General features: G+C 63.1%; 21 protein-coding genes. 16 read left to right on the top strand and 5 right to left on the bottom strand.

Going from position 1 to position 24,707, the window contains the following annotated elements; genetic code table 11:
• The first annotated feature begins 150 nt into the window (after positions 1-150).
• The 3 genes from Q7T10_RS11085 (at position 151) to mrtJ (ending at position 4,606) form a co-directional block, all read left to right on the top strand.
• Positions 151-2,196 carry a choice-of-anchor O protein gene (locus Q7T10_RS11085; protein ID WP_304748162.1) on the top strand — a complete coding sequence of 682 codons (2,046 nt, stop codon included), beginning with the start codon at positions 151-153 and terminating at the stop codon, positions 2,194-2,196.
• Positions 2,197-2,358: 162 nt separating this feature from the next.
• Positions 2,359-4,008, top strand: a complete 1,650-nt coding sequence (locus Q7T10_RS11080; RefSeq protein WP_304748160.1) for a choice-of-anchor F family protein — start codon at positions 2,359-2,361, stop codon at positions 4,006-4,008.
• A 94-nt stretch (positions 4,009-4,102) separates the two neighbouring features.
• Positions 4,103-4,606, top strand: coding sequence for a JDVT-CTERM system glutamic-type intramembrane protease (gene mrtJ, locus Q7T10_RS11075; protein ID WP_304748158.1), 504 nt, complete (start codon positions 4,103-4,105; stop codon positions 4,604-4,606).
• 6 nt (positions 4,607-4,612) lie between these two features.
• Here mrtJ and Q7T10_RS11070 read toward each other — a convergent pair whose 3' ends face one another.
• Entirely contained in the window at positions 4,613-5,299 is a 687-nt protein-coding gene (locus tag Q7T10_RS11070) for a DUF2202 domain-containing protein (RefSeq protein ID WP_304748156.1), read from the bottom strand.
• A 312-nt stretch (positions 5,300-5,611) separates the two neighbouring features.
• Between Q7T10_RS11070 and Q7T10_RS11065 the strand changes: the two genes are divergently transcribed.
• Complete coding sequence (locus tag Q7T10_RS11065; RefSeq protein ID WP_304748155.1) at positions 5,612-6,877, top strand: SO2930 family diheme c-type cytochrome; 1,266 nt, start codon at positions 5,612-5,614, stop codon at positions 6,875-6,877.
• Between the two features lie 62 nt (positions 6,878-6,939).
• On the opposite strand, the gene Q7T10_RS11060 is transcribed toward Q7T10_RS11065, so the two are convergent.
• From Q7T10_RS11060 to Q7T10_RS11050, 3 genes are all read right to left on the bottom strand, one after another.
• Positions 6,940-7,599, bottom strand: coding sequence for a DUF2202 domain-containing protein (locus Q7T10_RS11060; RefSeq protein WP_304748153.1), 660 nt, complete (start codon positions 7,597-7,599; stop codon positions 6,940-6,942).
• A gap of 192 nt (positions 7,600-7,791) precedes the next feature.
• On the bottom strand, positions 7,792-10,803 hold the full coding sequence (locus Q7T10_RS11055) for a hypothetical protein (RefSeq protein WP_304748151.1): 3,012 nt from the start codon (positions 10,801-10,803) through the stop codon (positions 7,792-7,794).
• A gap of 219 nt (positions 10,804-11,022) precedes the next feature.
• Positions 11,023-12,852, bottom strand: coding sequence for a choice-of-anchor Q domain-containing protein (locus Q7T10_RS11050; RefSeq protein WP_304748149.1), 1,830 nt, complete (start codon positions 12,850-12,852; stop codon positions 11,023-11,025).
• Positions 12,853-13,166: 314 nt separating this feature from the next.
• Between Q7T10_RS11050 and gspG the strand changes: the two genes are divergently transcribed.
• The 12 genes from gspG (at position 13,167) to gph (ending at position 24,240) form a co-directional block, all read left to right on the top strand.
• Complete coding sequence (gene gspG / locus Q7T10_RS11045; protein WP_304748145.1) at positions 13,167-13,607, top strand: type II secretion system major pseudopilin GspG; 441 nt, start codon at positions 13,167-13,169, stop codon at positions 13,605-13,607.
• Positions 13,582-14,022 (top strand): prepilin-type N-terminal cleavage/methylation domain-containing protein, encoded by a 441-nt coding sequence (locus Q7T10_RS11040; RefSeq protein ID WP_304748143.1) that lies wholly within the window; start codon positions 13,582-13,584, stop codon positions 14,020-14,022. The genes gspG and Q7T10_RS11040 overlap by 26 nt, the downstream gene beginning before the upstream one ends.
• 23 nt (positions 14,023-14,045) lie before the next feature.
• Complete coding sequence (gspI, locus tag Q7T10_RS11035; protein ID WP_304748141.1) at positions 14,046-14,411, top strand: type II secretion system minor pseudopilin GspI; 366 nt, start codon at positions 14,046-14,048, stop codon at positions 14,409-14,411.
• On the top strand, positions 14,411-15,085 hold the full coding sequence (locus tag Q7T10_RS11030) for a type II secretion system protein J (protein WP_304748140.1): 675 nt from the start codon (positions 14,411-14,413) through the stop codon (positions 15,083-15,085). The genes gspI and Q7T10_RS11030 overlap by 1 nt, the downstream gene beginning before the upstream one ends.
• Positions 15,082-16,062, top strand: coding sequence for a type II secretion system minor pseudopilin GspK (gene gspK, locus Q7T10_RS11025; RefSeq protein WP_304748138.1), 981 nt, complete (start codon positions 15,082-15,084; stop codon positions 16,060-16,062). Before Q7T10_RS11030 ends, gspK begins: the two co-directional genes overlap by 4 nt.
• A gap of 19 nt (positions 16,063-16,081) precedes the next feature.
• A complete protein-coding gene (gspL, locus tag Q7T10_RS11020) occupies positions 16,082-17,311 on the top strand; it encodes a type II secretion system protein GspL (protein ID WP_304748135.1) in 1,230 nt (409 codons plus the stop codon).
• Positions 17,308-17,790 (top strand): type II secretion system protein GspM, encoded by a 483-nt coding sequence (gene gspM, locus Q7T10_RS11015; protein WP_304748133.1) that lies wholly within the window; start codon positions 17,308-17,310, stop codon positions 17,788-17,790. Before gspL ends, gspM begins: the two co-directional genes overlap by 4 nt.
• Positions 17,791-17,821: 31 nt before the next feature.
• The gene (gene gspN, locus Q7T10_RS11010; RefSeq protein WP_304748131.1) at positions 17,822-18,619 is read left to right on the top strand and encodes a type II secretion system protein N; all 798 of its coding nucleotides are present in this window, start codon (positions 17,822-17,824) and stop codon (positions 18,617-18,619) included.
• 6 nt (positions 18,620-18,625) lie between these two features.
• On the top strand, positions 18,626-20,716 hold the full coding sequence (gene gspD, locus Q7T10_RS11005) for a type II secretion system secretin GspD (RefSeq protein WP_304748129.1): 2,091 nt from the start codon (positions 18,626-18,628) through the stop codon (positions 20,714-20,716).
• A gap of 18 nt (positions 20,717-20,734) precedes the next feature.
• The gene (gspE, locus tag Q7T10_RS11000) at positions 20,735-22,147 is read left to right on the top strand and encodes a type II secretion system ATPase GspE (RefSeq protein ID WP_304748127.1); all 1,413 of its coding nucleotides are present in this window, start codon (positions 20,735-20,737) and stop codon (positions 22,145-22,147) included.
• Between the two features lie 114 nt (positions 22,148-22,261).
• Positions 22,262-23,500: a type II secretion system inner membrane protein GspF gene (gspF, locus tag Q7T10_RS10995; protein ID WP_304748125.1), complete on the top strand. Its 1,239-nt coding sequence runs from the start codon at positions 22,262-22,264 to the stop codon at positions 23,498-23,500.
• Positions 23,497-24,240 (top strand): phosphoglycolate phosphatase, encoded by a 744-nt coding sequence (gph, locus tag Q7T10_RS10990; protein ID WP_304748123.1) that lies wholly within the window; start codon positions 23,497-23,499, stop codon positions 24,238-24,240. The genes gspF and gph overlap by 4 nt, the downstream gene beginning before the upstream one ends.
• Here the strand turns inward: gph and Q7T10_RS10985 are convergent.
• Positions 24,206-24,707: methyl-accepting chemotaxis protein (locus Q7T10_RS10985; protein ID WP_304748121.1), on the bottom strand; the 502-nt coding region annotated here is incomplete at its 5' end. The two genes, gph and Q7T10_RS10985, sit on opposite strands and share 35 nt — an antisense overlap.

Below are 24,707 nucleotides of genomic sequence, written 5' to 3'. Positions count from 1 at the left end.
GGTGTATCGAATACACAGTTGTTAGTCTGATCGCAAATACCCCACCTGGTACTGATATAAATCAAGAGTAATCCAGCGCCGCAACCCTAGACTTTTACAAATGCTTACGGTTGTAAGCTTTTCGACGGTCCATTTTTTTAGGAAAACCGCATGAAACTTGAACTGAAACACGGCAAGGTCGCCATTGCACTCACCGCTGTGGCGGTAGCGACCGCGGCGATTGCCGCAACACTCATCCAGCTTGACGCGCCCGTCGTTGTATCGACCAGCGATCCTGCCAATAACGCCTACAAGGCCAAGATGGGCTGGATTTCGTACAAATCGGATCCAGCGGTTCCGCAATACGACGTCAAAGCCCAGTTGCTGGTCTATGCCGATGGTCCTGCCGGTGCGCAAAACATCTGGATTGCGCGTTCGACCGACAACGGCGCCACCTGGACGCAAACGCAAGTCACGAACAACGGCGGCAACGCCATCAGCGTGACTGACCCGGTCACCACCGTGACGGAAGCTTTCACTGTCACAAACAACAAACCCAACATCTTCGTGCCCCCGATTGGCGTTCTGAACGCAGGCAAAGGGGCGGACGCTTTACTGACGTGGACCAGTTCGGATTGCGAGGGCGTTGCGACACAAAAAATCAATACCAACCTGGTTACCCTGACGGGACACAACCAACCCTACATGTGCCTGTGGGCAGCGCGATCTGTTAACGGCGGGACGAGTTGGTCTCTGCAGCGCCTGACGGATGGCTCGATGGATCCGGACGAAGATGTCCCGGCGGGATCCGTGCAATACACGACGGACACAGCATCGACCGGTCACTTTGCCATCACGTTCCAGGCTGACCCCAAGGGTCTTCAGCTGGGCGATGCCGAGGGTTCGGGCGATGGCGCCTCGGGTGCCAACGTCAGCCCAGGCACCAACATCTGGTACACCTACCTGTCCAAAACCGGTTTCGAGGCGGGCACGGCCTTTCCTGCACCGGTCCAAGTCAGTGACAACAATGACACGGCGACAGGCACGCCCGGTGCATCCCGCGCCAACCTTGCCATCAGCGGCAGCACCGCCGTCATTGCCTACGAAGAAACCAAGGGTGACGGCACCAGCGGCAAGCAGATCATTTATCACAACTTCCCCGCCAGCAGTTATCCGAACCTCGACAACAACAAGGCCGGCACCGGGATCAGCAACACCGCCAACAACGCCCGTCGCGTCCGTTTCCTGCTGCAAGGCAACGAAGCGCTCGATACCGCAGGGGACAAGGACGGCGATGCAGCCGACGGCGACACCAAGGGCGTCCACGTGATGCTGCTCTGGCGCGAAACCACACTCACCACGCCGGCAGCGGCTTCGGATGTGGTCGTTCGCCGCGGGATCAAGAACACGGCGTTACGCGGCACTCTCTCTACTGGTTTTGCCCCGGCCGATGTGCTGGCGGACACCGCGATCAACCTCAGCGATCCGACCGCCGCATCCCTGACCGACAACTCTCTGGCACAACGCGGCGTGTTGCGGGGTGACTTCGCCGCCATTGCGTACGACATGACGCCGGACAAGGCTGCCGCCGATGCCTATACCGCCACCTACAACCTGTACGTCAAGCGATCGACCGACGGCGGCAACACTTGGGGTGCGGCAAGAAATATGTCCAACATCACGAACCCGGCCCTGCGTGTCGTCGAACCTCGTCTCGTGGGCACACCGGGCACGATCAAGCTGCCCACTGCGGTGGCGACATCCGATGCGACCGATGTGCAAAACCGCAATGTGATGTTTGCGTCCTGGGGTACGGAAACGAATTCGGCCACGCCGCTGCCGCAGGATATCTACCTGACCCGCAGCACGGACCAGGGCGCCACTTTCGAAACGGTACAACTGCTGGCTGGGGATGGCGGCGCTACTTTGCAGGCGTCGGAAGCCCAGCTGCGCTCGCCGCCTGACGGCAAGACTCTCGGAGCCCTGTGGATGCAGAAAAGCGGGACTGCGACTGATGTGATCTACCGCAACGGTACTGAGGGTACGGTCGCTGATCCGGTGGTTCCACCCGTCACACCGACCACATCAACCGCAACCAGCGACAGTGGCGGTGGTTGCACCATGGCCGCCGGCCAGGCACCGTTCGACCCGATGCTGCCGGCGCTGGCTGCGCTGGGCCTGATCGGCGTGGGCCTGCGCCGCGCACGTCGTAGCTAAACATCCTTGCTGCACCGGGGCTGGCAAGCCCCGGTGTCTGGTAGGAAGCAAAGTGTCGCCCGTTACCGGGCGGCATTTATTTCATGACTGAACCGTCAGGTCCTCGCACCGCAGTGAGGGCAAGCGTTCTGTTTTTTTATTTGACTGAAGAGAGATGAATTTATGACACGCACGAAACCACGAGCACGACGCGCCACTGCGGTGAACCTTGCGGTCGCCGGCATGCTGCTGACGACCAGCCTGTATGCGGGCGAGATCAACAACTCGAACAACACCGCCGGCCTGCTTGGGGCCTGCGGGGTGGATAACCCTGCCACCACGGATGTCGACGAATCGAAAACCACCGCCTGCGTGGGCGCCTGGAATCTCGACAATGTGGACGTGAAACTGGTCCGTACGGTCGACGGCACCGAGTTCGGAACGTTTGACAAAGCCACGGGCGCCTACTCGGCCATGGCGATTGGGGACAGCTTTGTGAGCTACATCAAGGATGCGGCTAACACGATCATGGCCAAGCTGACCGGCAAGGTCTGGCCAGTCGGCGAGCCTGCCGGCATCAAGGCGGTCTATGGCGATACCGCCACCAAAAACGGCAAGCCACAAAACTGCCTGATCAATACCTCCTACTTGAGTGCTGCCGAAACCGGCAATGCCGCTGCGGCGTACCTGGACAGTGCGACTCCGCAACCAGTCATCTGCTCCAGCGAGTTCCAGACGCACAAGCGGTTCAAGATTGCCATGCAACCGGCGACCGTGGATGGCGTGGCGAATGGTGGAGAGGGCAAACCCATCGATCTGCTCTTCAATGTGGCGAACAGTGGCGGTCTGCAGCCCTATCAGGTATTCAGCAAGATCAACAACTACACCGGCGTGCGCCTCAAGGGCTACAAAGTTGTGGTCGGCACAGGCTTGGGGGCCAGCTTCCAGTCTGCAGCCAACCTGGGCATTGAGAACAATCTGCACATTTCCCTCGGCATCGCCGAGGGAGGCACGAAAATCTCAGGCGTCTTTACGCGTGACGGCTCGGATATTTTTGACGCTGTCGAAGGCTTGGCGACCTTCTCGCACGGTCTGTTCGGTCCACAGCAGCTGCCTCATTTCCCGACTAACGGTTTCTTTGATATCCGTACTGCCGGATTTGGCGTGGTACAGGAGTGCTCGAAGGCGGGCAGCTGTGCTACCACCTACATCGACCCGGTCAGTGGAGTCCCTGGCTTGAACCCGTACGACACCATCAAATCAACCACCGCGTTGCCGAGCAACTACACGGCGTTGTTTGGTGACTGGCTGCCAAGCAAATGGCAGCCCAAAGGCATTTTCTGGGACTTCGACAACAATCCAAGCACCGATGCCGATCTCGTCGCCTGGTGGGACGGCACCAATTGGCGCAAGAACAACGACTCGGGTTCTGCCATCGTCAGTGATGCCGAATTCAAGGCGTGGCAAGCAGACAAGCTCTACGCCATTGACGACATTGAGGACGTGCTGAATCTGGGCCTCAACTACATCGTCAAGGTGGGTAATGGTCTTGGTGATAGCAACGCTGACGGCAAAGAGGATTTCACGATCCGCATCATTCCCGTGGTTGCCGATTCGCAGGTTGCACCCAGCTATGTGGGCACGACACCGACACCGCTGGAGGGCACGACACCCACACCGCTGGTGGTTCCGACCGCCGCCGTGGCTGCTTCCAGCAGCAGCGGTGGCGGTTGCACCACGGCCACCGGCAATGCACCGTTCGACCCCATGCTGCCACTGTTGGCTGCACTGGGTGTGATCGGTCTGGGCGTGCGCCGCCTGCGCCGTCGCTAAACTGGGGACGCGACCGGGGCTGAAAGGTCCTGGTGCATCACGCAAAGCGCCGTCCGGTAACAGACGGCGCTTTTTTCATGGGAAGATGAGAACCGTGCATTCAACGCAGCCAACCCTTATGCAGGAGTGCGGCCTCACCTGGCCCAAACCCGCCCTGACCGCCTGGCCGCCAGACGCGCATCTGGCGCTGGCCGTACTGCTGGCGCTGCCGGCCTGGCTGGCGCTGGGTCTACTGGTGGGTGGGCGCATGCACGCACCGGTGGGCTGGGTCGCCTGGGCCTCGTTTGCGCTGGTGCAACCGCTGCTGGAAGAGCTGGTGTTTCGCGGCATCCTGCAGGGGCAGGCACTGCGGCTGACCAGCCCCAGTGGCCAGCCGCGCCGACTGGGGCCGCTCACGCTGGCCAATCTGCTGGTAACGCTGGGGTTTGTAGCGCTGCATCTGCGGGCGCAGCCGCTGGCCTGGGCGCTGGCGGTGGTGGTGCCATCACTGGTGTTGGGCCACCTGCGGGAGCGCATGGGAAGCGTCTGGCCGGCCGTGCTGATGCATGCCATTTACAACACCGGTTTCGGGCTGACCGCCTGGCTGGCACAGCGATAAAAAAGATCACCCCCCGCAGGTCTCCGCGGGTGCGCTGGCAATCGCATCCCATTCAGCCTGGGTGATGACCTGCGGCACATAGGTCACTCCTTGCGCGAGCAGATTCCCGTTGAAGGCGCGCAAGTGGTTGCCCGAGCCGCACAGCAGGCTGCTGTACACGTTCACGATATCCGCCTCGTCCGTAACGGCCTTCTTCTCGTTGATGTCGTGGATGTCGGTTTCCTCGATCAACGCGCCGACTTTGAGCGCTTCAATCAGGTTGGGCCGCCCCATGGCAATCAGTGTGTTGTAGAGGGTCTGGAGCGCGGGGTCTTCAAACTCACCCGGCGCTTTGCCCGCCGCCGGATCAGCGATACCGTACTTGGTCAATAGCGCCAAAATGGTTTCAGTGTGGGTGGTCTCACTCAGCGCGATCTGGCTGAAGACATTGGCACCCCAGAGGTCAAACAGGGCCACATAGACGTCGTGCGCCAGCTTCTCTTCCTCGCGCATGAACTTCAGGCCGGCGATTTCTTCCGGCGACAGGCTTGTCACAGTTGCCGCCGGGTCTGCCAGCCGGTCCGTCGCGGCCTGGGCTGCCAGCGTCGCGGGGATGGCTGTATTCGCAAGGTCACCACCACCGCCGCCACACGCGGCCAATGCCGCTACACCCAATGTGACGCCCATGTAACGCAAAAATTGCTTTCGTTGCATTTTTCGTCCTTCAATGCGATGCAAAGGCACCGCTCATGCAGGCAGAGTAGGGGCGCACTCCGCCAATGCAACTGAGCTATCTCAGTCGATTGGGCGAGGATGTAAGCCGATGTGTCAATACACGTGCGTCACGGTAACGCGCAGTTACAGTTTTGCGGCACAAACCGGCGGGTGCCAACCCGCATCGGACGACGACCCACTGCGCGCTCCGGGTGGCGCAGAGTGGCAAATTCATCGGCTGGCTCTGACAATTCTCAGGGGCTAAATGCGACGCAGAAACCATACTGGAAAGAATGAACATCGGGATGTCCAATGTTCATCTGCGAAAGGCATGGCATGCAGGGCAAGCGCTTGAGAAAGCAAACGGGTGGATCGGCTGCTGCAGTGGCAGCGGGGCTGGTGCTGGCAGTGACCGCGTGCGGAGGTGGAGGTAGTGGCAGCGGGGGAGGCTCGGAGACGCCCGCAACGACGCTGGTCAGTCCTGGTGCGCCAGCTTCGCCCAGTGTCGCGGTCTTCACGGCCGCCACGGCTCCTGCCAGGCTCTCGGCATGGAACCTCATTCTGAGCAACGGCCAGACCCTTTCCCTCCAGCAGGGCGTGCAGCCCTACAGCCTGAATACGGCGCTGTTCTCCGACTACTCACACAAATTCCGCACGCTGTGGCTTCCCAAAGGCACCCAGATTGGCTATATGGCGGAGGGGCAGCTGCAGTTTCCGGTCGGCGCCATCATCAGCAAGACGTTTTTCTACCCCAAGGCCGTCGCCTCTGCACCGGGATTGGTAGGGGCCGCGCAGACAGACCAGGTGGACGGCGGCGAAACCGTCGATCTGGTGAACAACCGCCTGATCGAGACGCGCCTGATGGTGCGTGAGCCCAGTGGCCGTTGGGGCGCGGTCACCTATGTGTGGGACGCCGACCAGAAGGATGCGACATTGGTGCGCGCGGGCCAGAACGTCAGCGTCGAGCTGGTATCCGCGCAGGGGGCGCGCACCCCGTTCACCTATGCCGTTCCCAGCGACAACCAGTGCCTGACGTGTCATGCAACGAATGTGAGCACAGGCACTTTTGAAGCCATCGGCCCCAAGGCCAACAACCTCAACCGTGACTACGCCTACACCACCGGCAGCGCGAACCAGCTGGACACGCTGGCGGCGCTGCAGTTGCTGGCCGGCTATTTGGCACCGGCCCCCCGGATGGTGGTGTGGAATGACGTGCTGGCAGCGCCCGTTGCGGCGCGCGCCCGGGCCTATCTGGACGTGAATTGCGCCTCTTGCCACAGCGCCACGGGCCGGTCGGCCAACACAGGTCTCTGGCTGGAGCTGGCGGTGACGGATACAACCCGTCTGGGCGTCTGCAAGCCACCGGTGGGCGGACAGCGTAGCGGCCAGTTCAACTACGACATCACGCCCGGCAATGCAGATGCGTCCTTCCTCTTTTACCGTATCGGCAACTACCGCAGCGGTGTCAATCCGCCCAGCGTGGCCATGCCTGAACTGGGCCGGCACGTGCTTCATGCAGAAGGCAACGCGCTAGTGCGCGACTGGATCAACGGCATGGCGCCGGCTTGCCCCCCGTAATACATCGCCCGGCGGGCGCACATTGGCACAGGGAGACGGTCGCCAGCCAAGTGCCCCTGGAGTCACCCGCCGCAGGTTTCAGGTAGTGCGTTGGCAATCGCGTCCCATTCGGCCTGGGTGATGACCGTGGGCACATAGGTCACCCCCAGCGCCAGCAGCTGTGTATTGAAGGCACGCAGGTGGTTGCGCGAACCGCACAGCAGGCTGTCATACACCTGCACGATGTCCACCTCGTCGGTGACGGCCTTCTTGGCGTTGATGTCGTGGATGTCGGTTTCTTCGATCAGGGCGCCGACTTTGAGCGCCTCGATCAGACTGACCTGCCCCATGCCGATCAGTGTGTTGTACAAGGTCTGGAGAGCAGGGTCTGTAAATTCACCAGGCAATTTCCCTGCCGCCGGATCGGCTATGCCGTACTTGACCAGCAGCGCCAGAATAGCTTCGGTGTGGGTAGTCTCGCTCAGCGCGATCAGGCTGAAGACAGTGGCATTGGGATTGGCGCCCCACAGGCCATACAGGTACACATAAACATCGTGGGCCAGCTTCTCTTCTTCGCGCATGAACTTCAGGCCCGCAATTTCTTCAGGCGACAGGATGCCTACCGTTGCAGCGGGGGCTGTACTGACAAAGTCACTACCCCCTCCGCATGCCGTCAACACCGGACCCAAAGCGGCTACGCTCAACGCAGCCCCCGTGTAGCGCAGGAACTGCTTTCGTTTCATTGCGACTTCACCTGATTGTGTGTTTTCAAAAGAATCTGCTCCGCGTGTCGCCAATCGAGCCTTCAAGGCTGTTGATTCAACGGTACAACGTAGAAATTCTAGATTCTGAGTAGCAAAAACGTGTTGCGTAATGTCAATGAAAAAGGCCGGGCAATTGCCCGGCCTTTTGATGCGGCTGTGGCGCCGCGATGCTTACTTGAACACCACCAGGCCACCTGCGCCAGCAGCCACGTAGACGCGGCCGTTGTTGATGGCGGTCGCTGACGCCCCACCCACGACGCCCTTGATGGCCATCATGGTCGGTGCGGCCACGTTGCTCCAATCGAGCTTGACCACACCGGACTCGCCGTAGGCCACGTAGAAAAGCAGCCTGGGCTTGTCAAGCACGTACACCTGCCCGGCCTCGTTACGGATCGGCACGTTCGCCGGGAAGTACTGCGGCGTCATGTACAGCGCGCCACCCTCCTCGGCTTCATAACCTGTCAGTTTCTGCAGCTTGAGGTAACCCACCGCGGTTGGCCGGCATTCGCCCACGCCACCCTGTTTGGCGCTCAGCTTGGTCACGTCGGTGATGGTGGCGCAGACATCAGCGGCCTGGCCGGTCGGCACCTTGAGCGGACGCTCCTCGGTGGCGGGCCGGATCAGGTCGGTCATGCGGTAGGCCACCAGACCAAAGCTGTCGTAGCTGAAGTAAGCGATGTCGTCCACCACATGTACGTCCACGCTCTTGCCGTCGGCGGCGCCGAATGCGTTGTCGTCATCGGCCTTGAGCGGCTCAAAAGTCTTGATCAGCTTGTTGATCCCCAAGTCCGCAGCGTTTCCGCTGGCCAGGAAGGCCGTCATGTCAACCACCGAGATGCCGTAAGCACCTGCCGCCACCACCGCATACGTCTTGCCAGTGGCCGAGTTGGTCCACAGCTTGACAGTCGCCGCACGACCCAGCGGGGGCTTGCCGCTCGTCCCCAGCGAGTCGCCGATGTTGGCGACCACGCTCGCGTCCGTGCCGGCAGCTGCCGTCGTGTCATACACCGTCACACCGTTGTCGCCGTCAGCCACGATGGCGTACTTGCCAGAGAAGACCACGCCGTAGGCATGGTCTTGACCGGTCACCTTGTTTATGCCGACGCTGCCGGCTTCGGTGTTGTGCTCGAAGATGTTGCCGTACGCGTTCAGCAGTGCGGGTGCGCCTACCGCTGCGCTACCGCCGGTGACGGCCGACACATCAACCCGACGCATGCCCAAGCTCTGGCTCATCACGTACGCCTTGGTCGGATCACTGCCGAAGCCTACCTTGAAGGCGTGCGGCGTTGGCGCCACGTTGATGCCCGGCGTGGGGTACTCGTCTGTCAGCGTGTTGGCCACGAGATGCAGGTCGTCGATGGGGCTAAGGCCATTGGCGATGCGCCAGACACTCATGCCGTGCGGGCCGTCGGCCAGATACAGGTGGTTGCCAGACACTGTCACGCCCTCGGCGTGGCCGATCGCGATCGCCTCCCCGGCGCTGCCATCAATCTTCGCGCCCACCTCGTTGGTGCTCACCAAGTTCACCGGTACGGCGAAGCGGTTGGCCACTGCCACGTTGCTGCTCGTCAGATTGACAAAGTCGACGAAGCTCACGCCGCCGGCGCCGGAAGATTGCACCGCATCCACCTGGCCTGCAGCAGCAGGATTCCTTGTGGGCATCAGGAACAGCGCGCCGCCGTGGCCGTTGATCTCACCCGTAGCCAGCATCGCCGGGCCGGGGTAGTTACCGTTGGTTGCCACCAGGAACGCCGGCATCGACTCGTCACCCACCACCACGGGTGTCATGTCGTAGGACTTGACGAACTCGTAGTCAGGCCAATACACCCTTGGCTCGGCAACACCATTGATCTTGTTATTGTCAAACGGCCCTCCGGCATTCTTCCACTGTGTGGCCGGGGCCTCGGCACCGCTGACCACCACCAGACCAGCGAAGTGGTCGGTGTAGTAAGCGCGGTACTTGTTGGGATCGGTCGGGTCAGTCACCACGCGCACGTCCATCACGCCGGCTTCCTTGAGCATGCCGGAGCCGAAGTGCGACAGAATGCTTTTCTTGTCGACATTGATCGGCGGCTCGTCCGGGCCATGGGCCGGAACTGCCGGCACGTAGCCCGCATAGACCGGCTTGACGCTTGCCGTCGCGTTGGTGACGTCCACCGCCACCAAGCCGCCCAAAGAGTAGGCCACGTAAGCCATGGTCTTGCTGCCGGGCAGGTCCACCAACTCCATGGTGCGGGCGTAGTAGTAATACTTGCCGTAGCGGTCGAACTCAGCCCAAGGGTAGAAAACACGATCGTTCTTGTTACCCAACTCTTCGGCTGCCTGCAGGTGGGTTGGCATGCCATCGGCATCGACACCCCCGGCGACCACGCCTGCTGTCAAAGAGGCATCAGGGCAGGAAATCTTGCGTTTCGGATAGCCGAACCAGTCTTCTTGTGCCGTGTTGGTGCAGTCGGCATACAGGTTGTAGGCACCTGCAGGCGTCAGGTCAGCCGGGTCGAATATGCCGATGCCGAGGAAGCCCAGCGCCGCATACAGCTTGCCGCCGTGCTCCTTCAGGCTAACCGGCCCGCCCCATGGATTCTCGCCGGCGTACTTGAGCGTCCATTTCTGTGCAGTAAAGGCGGAAAGTGCGCCACCATCCGTGCCACCCATCAAGTTCGACAGCGCGGTCTTCTGGATGCCATAGGACCCGTTGGCGATGAACAACTGGTCGTCGCTGGCATCGGTGGGGGTGGCCTGATCGTCATAGACCAGCAGGTCATTCACCGCGCCCGAGGTGCGGTCAGTTGTTGATGCTGGCTCGGTAAAGACTGTGCCGCCACCGTCCGAATAGGTGTACGCGGGCGTCATGTAGTTCACCGTCATGGTGCGCAGATAAGCCGCCGAAGTCAGTGCCCCGGGGGTGGTGAGATCGACCACGCCAATGCCTTTGCTTCCCATGGACAGCAAGGCGTAGTTCTTGCCGCCGTAGTCTTTGACCACCGTGATGTGCTGGATGTAGCCCGGCACAGTGATTTCGGACACCGTGTCCTTGCTCATGCCGACTTTGGTCACCGCGAAGCGGTTGGCCATGCTGTACAGCGTCCAGTCCGTCGTGCCATCGTTGTACAGCGTCACGGCCTGCGTAGCGCCGCCAATCTGCGCCGCTTGGGCGTTCAGGTTGGCCTCGATGATGTCCAAGGGGACTGGGCTGGTCGAGGAGCTGGTGCCTGAGCCGGAGCCGCACCCTCCCAAAACCAACGCGACTGCGGATGCAGCCGCCAGGCATGCTGTGCGCATGCCCCTACCAGACCAGAGCTGTGAAGTTCTATTTTTCATAACGGGTTCTCGGTTAACACAATAAAAACAAGTGGTCTACACAACCCACGCCGCAGCGTGGGTTGATCTAACGCTTTCCGCTCAGCGGCGCGCCGCTTGCTGGCGCCGACGACGTAGGAACACACCACCGATGGCAGTGGCCAGCAAGGCCAGCAGGCCCGGGTCAAATTCAGCATCGGGGTTGACGGTGCAGCCGCCACCACCGCCACCGCCTGTCGTGCCAGTCGTGTCAGTTGGAGGCGTGGTCGGAGGGATCACGATGGTCGGTTCTTCATAAGCGCCGATGTCCGGCGTGGCGTCGCGGGTGATGCCACGCTGGTCCAACGTCACCCCCGCAACCGCTACCCCCGCGCCCAGGGCCGGGCTGCCGGCCAGCAGGGCGTGCGTCTGCGTCAGGCCCGGTGCGTTCAAGGCCAGCGCACCGATCTTCGGATCCACATTGTTTTGGTCGGTCGTATCCATCAAAAACGAGACGGTTATGTTGCAAGTCGTGTCGGTGGCGCCGCTCAGGTTATGACCCAACGAGGTAACCGTGATGCCACCACCACCACTTGTCGTGCCGCAGTTGGCCGGAGGCAACGCTGCGATAGTGGCGGCGTCCGGCACCACAAATGAATCGCTGAGGGGATCCGTTGCGGGAACAAGGGGATCGTATGGCAACCCCTTTTTGTTGCCGGCCAGCAGGACATTCTTCAACGTCAAAACCCCTGAACCAGAGGGAAAGGTGTTGATGCCGGAACCTGACGTTGGGGAGTCCGCGCCAGCCACGTTGTTCGCGATCGTCACAAAATTCAGATTGACGGAGCCGTTGGTGTAGAGCCCGGCACCAACGTCCCTGCCAAAATTGCCGCTGAGGGTGGAGTTAACCAGGTTCACGGTCACGCCCGAGCGGTTGCTGATGGCGCCGCCGCCGATCGCCCTGTTGCCGCTGAACGTGGTGCGACTGATAGCCACGGCATTGGAACCTGTGGTGAAAATGCCACCACCACCCTCGGCTCTGTTGCCGCTGAGCGTCGAGTTGGTGATCGACGTATTACCTTCGTTATATATACCGCCACCGTTAGTGGTGGCCCTGTTATTGCTAAGGACGACGTTCGTGGCAGTTGTTGGAGCCGCGATGTATGCGCCGCCTCCATCCCCCTGAGCACTGTTGCCATCGATGATGACGTCAGTCAGCGCAAGCGTGTAGGCAGTCGCTCCGGATTCCCCACCCGTGGAGCCGCCTAGGCCACCTGTATTGGCGTTTGCCGCGCCGGTCAGCGAGGTGTCAATCTCGACCACATTGGCTGCCGCGCCAAGCGCCAGCGCACCGCCAGCCCGCCGCAAGTAGTAATGCAAGTTCGGATACGCCATCGGATCCGTGTTCGGCCCCAGATCAACCTCGAAGGTCTTGCCGCTGGCGAGGGTGACCCCCTGAATCACCACATCCACATTCAGGGTCAGGGCGTTCGTGGTGTAAATATGAAAAATCCGGTCGGTATTGGCGGGGACCGTTTCAAGAGGATCCCACTCGATTCGGGTGGTACCCGAACCCGCCCCGATGATCTTCACGCTCTTGAGCACGTCGAGATCGCCGACGCTGGCGTCCGGCACGTTGCTCTCCGCTGCCGTTTCAGCGGTGCCCACGGCCGTCTCGTCCAGCCCACCCTTCGCCAGTCTGTAGGTGCCAGCCGGGAGGTTGATGGTGTCGTTTACGCCCCACGCTTGAGTGAGATCGGCGTGGCAGCCCCCTACATCTCCACCGGAATTCACCGAAAGCACGGCGTCTCGTAGTGAACAGGTCGAACCATTGGAATCGTCGGCGAGTGTGTCCACCGTGTAGGTTGCCGCATACGCCCCGGGTGCCACAAAAGCACCCATGAGCGCCAAAGTCAGCAATGAACGCCTGGCCTGGAAAGAAGTGTGTTTCATGGCTACGGTCCCCTTTTAAAAAACTGAGTTGAAAAACATGAAGAAGAAAAGGCTCAAAGACGCGGCGTCTGAGGTCGTCGATGCAATGCCAGCGCGCGATGAGCTGACCAAAGGCCAGAGTTTGTGATTTGCATATGTACCTCCCCCGGTATCTAGATATGTGTAAATTATTGTTGCCATGCTCTACAGGCGAACTGATGTAGATCAATGAAGACGCCCCAGCCAGGCAAATATCATTGATAAATATCAAGGTCGGTAACCCACCCCGGAAATTGCCGTTAAAGTGGCCCCTATTTATGAGTAACCCAAACCGCATGAACGCAAATTCCGCAACACTGAAGCGCCATGTTGAACGTGGCTTTACGCTGATCGAGCTCATGGTGGTGCTGTTGATCATTGGGGTTTTGGCCGCGCTGATCGTGCCCAACGTGCTGGACCGGGCCGACGACGCGCGGGTAACCGCCGCCAAGACCGACGCCAACAACCTGATGCAGGCGCTCAAACTCTACAAGCTGGACAACCAGCGCTACCCCAGTGCCGAGCAGGGCCTGCAGGCGTTGCTTACCAAACCCACGGTCGCCCCGGTGCCCGGGAACTGGAAGCCCTATGTCGACAAGCTGCCCAATGACCCCTGGGGCCAGGCTTATCTCTACCTCAACCCCGGCGTCAAGGGTGAAGTCGATGTGATGTCCTTCGGTGCCGACGGGCAGGCCGGCGGCGAGGGCAAGAATGCAGATATCGGCAGCTGGCAATAGCGCCGGCTTCACGCTGCTGGAGCTGCTGGTGGTGGTCGCCATCATGGCCATGGCCTCGGCAGGCGTGGGTTTGGCGATGCGCGATTCCTCCCAGGTCCAGCTCGACCGCGAGGCGCAGCGTCTGGCCGCGCTGCTGGAGTCGGCCCGTGCTCGCTCGCGGGTGAGCGGTGTGCCGGTGCACTGGCGCGCCAACCCCGGCGGATTTCGTTTTGACGGCCTGGCGCCTTCGACCTTGCCGGAGCAATGGCTCGATGGCGATACAGGCGTGGTAGGCACACCTTCCCTGCTGCTGGGGCCGGAGCCGATCATCGGGCCGCAGGAGCTGCTGCTCGTGTCGCAGGGCCAGCCCGGTCAACAGGTTCGCTTGGCGACCGATGGCGTGCGCCCGTTTGCTGTGCAAGCGGCCGCGCAGTGAAGCAGGCCGCCAACGCTCCAACCATGGCAATGCACCGCCGAATGCGCGGCTTTACCCTGGTCGAGGTGCTGGTGGCGCTGGGCATTGTGGCCATCTCCCTGATGGCCGGCTTGCAGGCCACCGCCGCCCTGACGCGCCACGCGCAGCGCCAGTCGGACGTGTTGCTGGCCCAGATCTGCGCTGAAAATGAACTCATCAAGACCCGGCTGACCCGACAGATGCCCGGCGTGGGCGACAGCAGCGTTGCCTGTGAGCAGGCCGGTCGCGTCCTGACCGTGGTTGTGGCCGTGCGGCCCACGCCCAACCCGAATTTTCGTCGGGTGGATGCGCAGGTGCTGGATGGGGAAGCCTCGGTGTTGCGCTTTTCCACCGTGGTGGGGCGCTACTGATGCGACCGCGTCCGGCCCAAGGCTTCACGCTGATCGAACTGCTGGTGGCGATCAGCCTGATGGCATTGATGGCCGTCCTGAGCTGGCGCGGCCTCGACGGCATGACGCGCGCCCAGGCGCAGCTGCGCCAGCACTCGGACGAGGTGCTGGCACTGCAGGCCGGGCTGGCGCAGTGGGCGGCCGATCTGGACGCGCTGGCACCACAGCCCAACACCCCGAGCCTCGACTGGGACGGTCGTGCCCTGCGCATCGTGCGCCGGGGCACGGCCACACCCGGCGAGGGATTGAGCGTGGTGGCCTGGTCGCGGCGCAGCATCGACGGCACCGGCCAGTGGCTGCGATGGCAGTCGCCGCCGTTGACAACGCGCGGCGAGTTGCAGCTGGCATGGCAAAAGGCCGCGCAGTGGGCCCAGAACCCTGGCGATGAAGACCGCAAACGTGAGGTGCGCATCGTGCCCCTGGATCGGTGGCAGGTGTTCTACTACCGCGGCGACGCATGGAGCAATCCGCTCTCCAGCGAAGGCGCGGCCACGGCGGCCAAAGCGGCGACCGATCCCCTTGTTCCCGTTGTCCCCGACGGTATTCGCCTGGTGCTGAGTCTGACACCGGGCCAGGCCATCACGGGCACCTTGACGCGCGACTGGCTGCGTCCAACCCTGGGGGGTGGCAAATGAGGTGCCGGCCCCAGCAACCGACCCGCAGGGCACAAGGCGGTGCCGCCATCCTGACGGCCATGCTGACGGTGGTGCTGGTGGCAACCCTGGCTTCGACCGTGCTCTGGCAGCAATGGCGCGGCGTGGAAGTGGAAGCAGCGGAGCGCAGCCGCACGCAGTCGGCGTGGGTGCTGACCGGTGCGCTGGATTGGGCCCGCCTGATCCTGCGCGAAGACGCACGCAAAGGCGGGGCCGACCATCTGGGCGAGCCGTGGGCCGTGCCGCTGGAAGAAGCCCGCCTGTCGACATTTCTGGCCGCCGATCGGACCGATGCCCAGGAATCCGACGCTGCGCAGGAAGCTTTTCTGTCCGGGCAGATCGTCGATTTGCAGTCACGACTGAACGTCGTCAACCTGGTACAGGACGGAAAGATCAGCGAACCCAGCCGCCTTGCTTTTGCCCGGCTTTTTGAACTTCTGAATCTGCCCGCCAGCGAGCTGGCGGCCATGGCGGAAAACCTGCGCCTCGCGCAGGAAAACCGTCCTGAAGCGGGGTCCAATCCGGCGGCGCCACTGTGGCCGCAGGAGGCCGACCAATTGGCCTGGTTTGGCCTGTCGCCGCGAACCGTTGCCATGCTTCGCCCCTACATCACCATTCTGCCGGTGCACACACCCGTGAACCTCAACACCGCCTCGGCGGAAGTGATCTACGCCAGCGTCGAGGCCTTTGACCTGGCGGAGGCCCAGCGCCTGGTGCGCTCCCGCGACATGACGCACCTGGCCGCGCTGAGTGACGCTGTCAAGGCCGGTGGCAACGCCGCAGCGCAGTTCAATGAGGCGCAGCACAGCGTGACATCGCGTTTCTTTGAAGTGCGCGGCGCCCTTCGGGTGGAGCAGACCCGGGTGCAAGAGCAATCCCTGGTGCAGCGTGATGGCATGAACGTGACCACGCTGTGGCGCAAGCGCGGCGTGGCGCAAACGACCGCCTCTCTACAATGACGAGGACCAAGACCCGCGCATGACCACCCTTATCGTCACCCTTCCCCCGGCGCCTTTCGATGCGGCCACCCTGTACGACCATGTATTGACTGTCGATGGCAGCACGGTGGACGAGCACTCGCGGGCACCGGTCGCCCTGTTGCCGACGGTGGATGACAGAGGCGGCGAGGTAGTGGCCCTGGTGAGCGCGCGCAACCTGTCCTGGCATCCGGTACAACTGCCCCGGGGAACGCTGGGCCGACGTTTTTTCCAGGAAGGTGGCGCCTCGCGCCTGCGTGCGGTGCTCGAAGGACTGCTGGAGGAGCGGCTGCTGGACGACACGTCGCAGCTGCATTTTGCGATCGAGCCGCAGCCCCGCGCCGATGCGCCGGTGTGGGTGGCGGTGTGTGACCGTGCCTGGTTGCGCGGTGCACTGCAAGCGCTGGAGCAGGCTGGGCGAACCGTGGCCCGCATCGTCCCGGAGTTCGCGCCCGACTCACTCACCGACGCGGTCTATGTGATGGGCGAACCCGACGATGCGCAGATGGTATTCACCGCCCGGGGCGGTGTGGCGGTGTGGCCCTTGTCCGCAGCGTCAGTGGCACTGTTGAACTGGCCCGACACGGCCGGCATTGTGGCCGAACCCGCCGTAGCGGCCCTGGCAGAGCAGCTTTTCCAGCGCAACGTCACGCTGCAGCAAAGTGCGCAGCGCCGTCTGCTGGCGATTCAGTCGCCCTGGAACCTGGCGCAATTTGACCTGCTGAGCTCCAGTCGCACCCGAACTTGGAAGCGTTTGTCGGCCGGGCTGGGCAGCCTGGTGCGGGCGCCCCGCTGGCGCGCAGCCCGTGTCGCGCTGCTGGCCTTGCTGGCGGTCAACCTCGTCGGCTTGAACGCCTGGGCCCGGAAAGAGGAAGCCCGGATCAACGCAAAACGGGTGGCCATTCGCGAGGTGCTGACCAGCACCTTTCCCAATGTGCGGGTGGTGGTGGACGCGCCGCTGCAGATGGCCCGCGAAGTGGCTGCACTGCAACGGGCCAGCGGCGTCGCGACGGGGCGCGACATGGAGACCATGTTGGGCATGTTTGGCGCCCTGGCCTTCGCCAATAAAGCACCAGATGCTATTGAATTTGTAGCGGGCGAAGTTCGAATGAAAGGGCTCAAGCTGCCGGCCGCGGACATGTCGCAGCTTGCCTTCAAACTGCAGGCGCAGGGCTACGCGGCCACTGCCGAGGGCGACAACGTTATCATCAAACAGGTTTCGGCACCATGAAATTGCCCCCCCTCCTTCAAGCCCGCTGGAACGGGATTTCCCGCCGCGAGCAGCATCTGATGCTGGCCGCACTGGCGCTGGTGCTGGCTGCTTTGTTGTGGTGGGTTGGTCTGGCGCCGGCGCTGGCAACCCTGCGGGCTGCCGAGAGCCAGCACCTGTCACTGGACGCGCAACTGCAGCAGGTGCAGCGCCTGCAGCAGCAGGTCAAGACATTGCAGGCCCAGCCCCGGATGGCGCCTGACGACGCCCGGCGCATGCTGGAAGCGTCTGTCAAACAACAGTTTGGTGCCACGGCGCAGATGGCTGTGGCGGGTGAGCGGGTGACGGTCACGCTCAAGGGGGCCTCGGCCGATGCCCTGGCGCAGTGGCTGGCGCAGGCTCGCCTGAATGCGCGCGTCGCGCCCTCCGAGGCGCGCCTGACGCGAAGCGGCGCAGGCACATGGGATGGCACCCTGGTGCTGAGCCTTGGCACGCCCTGAGCTTGCGCTTGAGCGCACACACCGTCGTCCCATGCCCCGCATCAAACAACGCACTTCTCAAGCGACATCCCCGTGGGCATGGGCTCTGGCGGGGGCTTTGCTGGGCCTGGTGCTGGCGACGCTGCTGAATGCGCCGGCCCGCTGGTTGACGGCGGCTTTGCAGCAGGGATCGGGCGGACGGGTTGTTTTTCAGGATGCCCGCGGCACGGTCTGGAACGGGTCGGCTCAGCTGGTGCTGTCCGGCGGTGCCGGCAGTGCGGACGCCGCCGCCTTGCCCGGCCGGCTGGCGTGGTTGATTCGCCCCAACTGGTCCGGTGTGCTTGTCCGTCTGCACGCCGACTGCTGCATGGAGCAGCCATTGCGATTGAGCCTGCTGCCACGCTGGGGCGGCGCCCGGCTGGTGCTGGCCGACAGCCTGTCCCAATGGCCGGCGCAATGGCTGGCCGGGCTGGGTACGCCGTGGAACACGGTGCAGCCCGAGGGTCAACTGATCTTGGCAACGCAGGGGCTCGCGCTGGAGTGGACCGAGGGGCGCATGTCGATGGCCGGGCGTGCCCAGCTGGATGCCACGCAGATCTCCTCACGCCTCTCCACCCTGAGGCCCATGGGCAGCTACCGTGTCATCCTGATGGGGGGTGCGACGCCCTCCTTTGCGCTTGAAACACTGGAGGGCAGCCTACAATTGGTCGGCAGCGGCCAATGGGTAGGATCAAAACTACGGTTTGAGGGGACGGCGAGCGCCAGCCCTGAGCGCCTGGATGCCTTGTCCAATCTTCTGAACATCATCGGGCGCCGCGACGGCGCACGCTCCATCATGAAAGTGGGTTGATTCCGCATGAAATTCCGCATCTTTCGGCCCGCATCACATGCTATTCATTCAATAGCTACTTGCGCTTTATTGGCGGGGGCCATAGGCCTTTTTTCTCTAAACCTGCAAGCGCAGACCAACCCCGAAGCGAGCAGAACTGGCGAGTTCGTCACACTGAACTTCAGCAATGCCGAGATTGAGGCCGTGGCACGCACCATGGCCAGCATCACGGGCTTCAACGTCGTGGTCGACCCGCGCGTCAAGGGAACTCTCTCACTGGTCACGGACAAACCGGTGAGCCCCCGGGTGGCCATGAACCAGTTCCTGGCCGCACTGCGCCTGCAGGGTTTCACCATGGTGGAGTCCGCCGGCTTGTACAAAGTGGTGCCGGAAGCGGATGCCAAGCTGCAAAGTGGCGCGGTGTCAGTCGGCGATGGCGCAAGCGGCGGTGCCATGGGCAACCAGATCACGACGCAGATTTTTCGGCTGAACTTCGAGTCAGCCAACAACCTGGTGCCGATACTGCGCCCGCTGATCAGCCCCAACAACACGATCAACGCCAACCCTGGCAACAATTCGCTGGTCATCACCGACTATGCCGACAACCTGCGCCGCATGGCACGCATCATTGCCGCCATGGACGTGTCCAACGCCACCGAGGTCGAGGTGCTGCCGCTCAGACACGCCATTGCCGTCGATCTGGCGCCGCTGGTGCTGCGGCTGGTGGAGTCGTCTGGCGGACCGGCGCCAGCGGGTCAAGCCGACACCTCATACAAGACCCTGCTGGTGGCCGAACCGCGCAGCAATACCCTGATCCTGCGCGCCGCCAACCCGGCGCGGCTGGCGTTGGTCAAATCGTTGGTGGACAAGCTCGACCAGCCGGCAGCCGCGGGCACCAATGGCGCGGCCGGCAACATTCATGTGGTGTACCTCAAGAATGCCGACGCCACCAAACTGGCGGCCACCTTGCGCGCCGCCATGAGCGGCGAGACCCGCGTGGCGGCGGCGCCCAGCGCCACACCAACAGCAGGGGCAGTGAGCAGCTCACCTGCCGCAGCGGCGACGTCGGGCGGGCAGGTGCAGGCCGACCCCGCCACCAATGCGCTCATCATCACCGCGCCCGAGCCGCAATACCGCCAGTTGCGCGCGGTCATCGACCAACTCGATGCACGACGGGCCCAGGTGTTTGTGGAAAGCCTGATCGCCGAAGTCAGCGCCGACCGGGCTGCCGAATTCGGCATTCAGTGGCAGGGCGCGCTGGGTAAAAACGGTGACACCGTCATTGGCTTGCTGGGAACCAACTTCGGCGCCGGCGGTAACAACATCATCAACCTGGCAACGCAGGGTGCCACGGGCTCCGTGGCGCCAGGGCGTGGCTTCAACATCGGCGCCGCGCGACAGACCAATGGGGTCTACGTGCTGGGCTTTCTGGCGCGTTTTCTGGAGGAAAGCGGCAGCGGCAACGTACTCTCGACACCCAATTTGCTGACACTGGACAACGAGGAGGCCAAAATCGTGATTGGCCAGAACGTTCCGTTTGTGACCGGCCAATTCACCAACACCGGCAGCAGCAGCAACACCGTCAATCCGTTCCAGACCATCGAGCGCAAGGACGTGGGCCTGACCCTCAAGGTCAAGCCGCAGATCAGCGAAAACGGCACCGTCAAACTGGCGATTTACCAGGAGGTGTCCAGCGTGCTGGCCTCGACCGTCAACGCCAGCAACGGCCCTACCACCAACAAGCGCACCATCGAATCCAATGTGCTGGTGGAAGATGGCGCCATCGTGGTGCTGGGCGGCCTGTTGCAGGACGAGTATTCCGGCAACCAGGAGAAAGTGCCGGTGATAGGCGACGTGCCCTTCTTTGGCAACCTGTTCAAAAGCGAGGCACGCACCCGCAAGAAAACCAACCTGATGGTGTTTTTGCGTCCGGTGGTGGTGCGCGACGCGCAGGCCACCGAACGGCTGTCACTGGATCGCTATGACTTGATGCGCTCGGGTCTCCGGGACTCGCAACCGGTGCCGAGCCAGTTGGTGCCGATCAATGAGGCCCCTCTGTTGCCTGCCCCGCCCGTCGCCCGCCCGGCGCCAGCACCGGCCCCCACAACGCAACCCTGAGTGGGCTGAAAGGCTGCCATGCGCTACCCGCTGCCCTACGCGTTTGCCCGAACCCACCAGTTGCTGCTGGAGGACCAGTCCGGTGACCTGACGCTGTGCGTGCACCCGGACTCGGGAGCCAATGCCCTGGGCGAGGTCATGCGCAAGTACCCGGTGCGCCATCTGCAGGCGCTGGCTGCCCCGGCCCTGATTCAGCGCATCAGTGCCGCCTACGCCCAGGGTGAGTCGAGTGCCGCGGCCGTGGTGAGCGAGGTGGAGAGTGACGCCGACCTGTCGCGCATGATGCAGGATCTGCCGGCGATCGAGGATCTGCTGGAAACCTCGGACGACGCACCCATCATTCGCATGCTCAATGCGCTGCTGACACAGGCCGCGCGTGACGGCGCCAGCGACATCCACATCGAGCCCTATGAGCGCCACTCCAGTGTGCGTTTTCGCGTCGACGGTACCCTGCGCGAAGTGGTGCAACCCAACCGGGCGCTGCATGCCGCATTGATTTCGCGCCTGAAGATCATGGCCGATCTGGATATTGCGGAGCGGCGCCTGCCGCAGGACGGCCGCATTTCCCTGCGCATTGGCACGCGTGCCGTGGATGTGCGCGTCAGCACCCTGCCCAGCGCGCATGGTGAGCGCGCGGTGCTGCGCCTGCTCGACAAATCGGAAGACCGCCTGAGCCTGGAAGCGCTGGGCATGCAGGGCGAAGTGCTGCGGCGCTTCGAACACCTCGTGACGCAGCCCCACGGCATCATCCTGGTCACCGGCCCCACCGGCTCGGGCAAGACCACCACGCTGTACGCCGCCCTGAGCCGCCTGGACGCCGGGCGTAGCAACATCATGACGGTGGAAGACCCGATTGAGTATGAGCTGGCGGGCGTTGGGCAGACCCAGGTCAACGCCAAGATCGACCTCACCTTTGCCAAGGCCTTGCGCGCCATATTGCGGCAGGACCCGGATGTCATCATGATCGGCGAGATCCGCGATTTCGAGACCGCCCAGATTGCGATCCAGGCCTCGCTCACCGGCCATCTGGTGCTGGCCACACTGCATACCAACGACGCGACGAGTGCAGTGACGCGGCTGACCGACATGGGCGTGGAGCCATTTCTGCTGAGCTCATCGCTGCTGGGCGTGCTGGCGCAGCGGCTGGTGCGCAAGCTCTGCCTGCACTGCCGCGTGAACGTGGCCGGCGCGTGGACTGCGCCGGGCTGCGATCGCTGTGGCCAGACCGGCTACGCGGGTCGCAGTGGCGTGTTTGAACTGCTGGTCACGGATGACGCCATCCGCGCCCAGATTCACAGCCGTGCCTCGGAGGCCGACATTCGCGCTGCCGCCCTGGCCGCCGGCATGACCCTGATGCGCGAGGACGGGGAACGGCTGATTCAAAGTGGCGTCACCTCGCGCGAAGAGCTGGTGCGCGTCACGCGCGACTGATATGGTGCCCCCACGCTTGTCACTTCGTGTGCTGCGCTGCCCTCCGAGGGGGCCGGCCCTGCTTGGGGCGGCCCGGCGCTGCGGCCCGTCTGCGGGATAAGCCAGAGCAACACGATGCCGGTCTATTCATTTGAAGCGCTGACTGCCGAGGGACAAACCCGCAAAGGCGTGATCGAGGCCGACTCCGCCCGATCAGCGCGCGGCATGTTGCGCGGCCAGGCCATGGTGCCGCTCAACGTCGAGGCCGTGGGCGCCGAGGGCGGTCAGGTACCGGGCAAGAGCGCAATCCTGGGGCGTACCGACAGGTTCAGGCGGCGTGTCTTCAACGCCACCGGTCTGGGCATCTGGACGCGCCAGCTGGCCGGCCTGGTGTCCTCAGGGCTGCCCCTGGAGCGGGCCTTGACCTCCCTGTCCGATGAAGCCGAGTCAGAGCCGCAACGTCATCTGGTCGCCACCCTGCGCGCCGAGGTGAACGGCGGATCAACCTTTGCCAAGGCGCTGGCGCAGCATCCGCATGAGTTCTCGGCCATCTACGGTGCCGTCATTGGTGCGGGCGAACAGAGCGGCAACCTGGGCCTGGTGCTGGAACGCCTGGCCGATGACCTGGAAGAGCAGCAGGCACTGAAAGCCAAACTCATTGGCGCGGCGCTCTACCCGGCCATCGTGTCCCTGGTGGCAATTGTGATCGTGCTGTTTCTGGTGACCTACGTGGTACCCCAAGTGGCGACTGTGTTTGCCGGCAGCAAGCGGGCACTGCCCCTTTTGACGGTCCTCATGATCGGCATGAGCGACTTTGTGCGGAGCTATGGCTGGCTCATGTTGATTGCCATTGTCCTCATGGCGATTGGCGCCCGTTTGGCGCTGGCCAATGCGATTTTTCGGGAGCGCTTTGACGCGGCCTGGCTGACGCTGCCGATTCTGGGCAAGCTGGCGCGCAGTTACAACACGGCACGTTTTGCCAGCACGCTGGCCATGCTGGCGGCTGCGGGTGTACCTATCCTGAAGGCGCTGGCGGCCGCAGCCGAGACGCTGTCCAACCGCGCGATGCGCGCCGACGCGCTGGACGCGCTGGTGCTGGTGCGCGAAGGTGCTCCGCTGGCCTCGGCCCTGTCGCAGAAGAAACGCTTTCCCGCATTGTTGAGCATGTTCGCCCGCCTGGGCGAGCAGACCGGCCAACTGCCCCTGATGCTCCAGCGTGCCGCCAGGCAACTGAGCGCCGAAGTGGCGCGTCGCGCCATGCAACTGGCCACGCTGCTGGAGCCGCTGCTCATCGTGGCCATGGGCGTTGTCGTGATGCTGATCGTGCTGGCCGTTCTGTTACCGATCATTCAACTCAACCAACTGGTCAAATGACGCGCGTGTTCGGGCAGTTTGATGTGGACGCCGTCATCGTGGATCTCGACGGCACGATGGTCGACACCCTCGATGATTTCTGTGTGGCGCTCAACCGCATGCTGGGCGACTTGCCGGCCCCTTTTGGCAACCACCGGATCGATCGCGCCACCGTCGCCCGCCTGGTCGGAAAAGGCTCGGAGCATCTAATAAAAATGGTCCTGGCGCACGTCAACAGGGCGCAGGAAGCTATTAATTCAGGAGCAAGCGCAGCGGTGTCGGATGCCCTGGAGAGTACCTGGCCGGAGCACCTCTACCCCCAGGCCTGGCAAAGTTACCAGGGCCATTACCTGGCCGTCAATGGACAGCACGCGACGCTCTACCCGGGGGTTCAGGCTGGCCTGGAGCAGCTCCAGGCTGCCGGTTTGAAAATGGCCTGCCTGACCAACAAGCCCACGGCGTTTGCCGTCGCCCTGCTCAAGGCCAAGGGGCTGGACGGCTTTTTTGAGGTAACGTTTGGCGGCGATGCCTTCGAGCGCAAGAAACCGGACCCCCTGCCCTTGCTCAAGACCTGTGAAGCGCTGCATTGCGCGCCGCACCGGACTCTGATGATTGGCGACTCCAGCAATGACGCCCGTGCCGCGCGTGCCGCGAATTGCCCGGTGCTGCTGGTCACCTACGGCTACAACCACGGCGAGCCCGTGCGCGCCGTGGACGCCGACGCCTTCACCGATTCACTGCAATTCCCGGCTTCGTCATAGCGCGATCAGGCTGGGGGCTTGCTGCGCTCCTGGCAGCGGCTCCCTTGGGAATGCCGGCGCCGCGACGATCGGTTCCCTTGTAGGGTGGCGCGCCGGGTTTGTGAGACCGGACCGCGGCACCTGGAAGGGCAATGCCCTGGTGGCCCTCGTTCGCCCCCGCCTTGAACACCGCCACCACCTGCACCAGTTCCTGTGCCTGCGACTTGAGGCTGCTGGCCGCCGCCGCCATTTGCTCGACCAGCGCAGCGTTCTGCTGGGTGGCCTGGTCCATCTGGGTGACCGCTTCGCCGACCTGCGCCACGCCGGAGGCCTGTTCGCTGCTGGCAGCACTGATCTCGCCCATGATGTCGGTGACGCGGCGAATGCTGCTGACCACCTCGGTCATGGTGGTGCCGGCCTGGTCCACCAGGGTGGTGCCGTGTTCGACGCGCTCCACACTGGCGTTGATGAGTGATTTGATTTCCTTG

It is taken from the genome of Rhodoferax sp. (genome assembly GCF_030646845.1).
Taxonomy (GTDB): domain Bacteria; phylum Pseudomonadota; class Gammaproteobacteria; order Burkholderiales; family Burkholderiaceae_C; genus Rhodoferax.
The sequence above is the reverse complement of the archived record's forward strand: the minus strand, read 5'-3'. Positions and strand labels throughout refer to the sequence as shown.

What these genes read in the sequence shown, in the direction of transcription:
- Q7T10_RS11085 (WP_304748162.1), top strand. Translation starts at nt 151, where the DNA reads ATGAAACTTGAACTGAAACACGGCAAGGTCGCCATTGCACTCACCGCT.
- Q7T10_RS11080 (WP_304748160.1), top strand. Translation starts at nt 2,359, where the DNA reads ATGACACGCACGAAACCACGAGCACGACGCGCCACTGCGGTGAACCTT.
- Q7T10_RS11070 (WP_304748156.1), bottom strand. Translation starts at nt 5,299, where the DNA reads ATGCAACGAAAGCAATTTTTGCGTTACATGGGCGTCACATTGGGTGTA.
- Q7T10_RS11065 (WP_304748155.1), top strand. Translation starts at nt 5,612, where the DNA reads ATGTTCATCTGCGAAAGGCATGGCATGCAGGGCAAGCGCTTGAGAAAG.
- Q7T10_RS11060 (WP_304748153.1), bottom strand. Translation starts at nt 7,599, where the DNA reads ATGAAACGAAAGCAGTTCCTGCGCTACACGGGGGCTGCGTTGAGCGTA.
- Q7T10_RS11050 (WP_304748149.1), bottom strand. Translation starts at nt 12,852, where the DNA reads ATGAAACACACTTCTTTCCAGGCCAGGCGTTCATTGCTGACTTTGGCG.
- gspG (WP_304748145.1), top strand. Translation starts at nt 13,167, where the DNA reads ATGAACGCAAATTCCGCAACACTGAAGCGCCATGTTGAACGTGGCTTT.
- Q7T10_RS11040 (WP_304748143.1), top strand. Translation starts at nt 13,582, where the DNA reads ATGCAGATATCGGCAGCTGGCAATAGCGCCGGCTTCACGCTGCTGGAG.
- gspI (WP_304748141.1), top strand. Translation starts at nt 14,046, where the DNA reads ATGGCAATGCACCGCCGAATGCGCGGCTTTACCCTGGTCGAGGTGCTG.
- Q7T10_RS11030 (WP_304748140.1), top strand. Translation starts at nt 14,411, where the DNA reads ATGCGACCGCGTCCGGCCCAAGGCTTCACGCTGATCGAACTGCTGGTG.
- gspK (WP_304748138.1), top strand. Translation starts at nt 15,082, where the DNA reads ATGAGGTGCCGGCCCCAGCAACCGACCCGCAGGGCACAAGGCGGTGCC.
- gspL (WP_304748135.1), top strand. Translation starts at nt 16,082, where the DNA reads ATGACCACCCTTATCGTCACCCTTCCCCCGGCGCCTTTCGATGCGGCC.
- gspM (WP_304748133.1), top strand. Translation starts at nt 17,308, where the DNA reads ATGAAATTGCCCCCCCTCCTTCAAGCCCGCTGGAACGGGATTTCCCGC.
- gspN (WP_304748131.1), top strand. Translation starts at nt 17,822, where the DNA reads ATGCCCCGCATCAAACAACGCACTTCTCAAGCGACATCCCCGTGGGCA.
- gspD (WP_304748129.1), top strand. Translation starts at nt 18,626, where the DNA reads ATGAAATTCCGCATCTTTCGGCCCGCATCACATGCTATTCATTCAATA.
- gspE (WP_304748127.1), top strand. Translation starts at nt 20,735, where the DNA reads ATGCGCTACCCGCTGCCCTACGCGTTTGCCCGAACCCACCAGTTGCTG.
- gspF (WP_304748125.1), top strand. Translation starts at nt 22,262, where the DNA reads ATGCCGGTCTATTCATTTGAAGCGCTGACTGCCGAGGGACAAACCCGC.
- gph (WP_304748123.1), top strand. Translation starts at nt 23,497, where the DNA reads ATGACGCGCGTGTTCGGGCAGTTTGATGTGGACGCCGTCATCGTGGAT.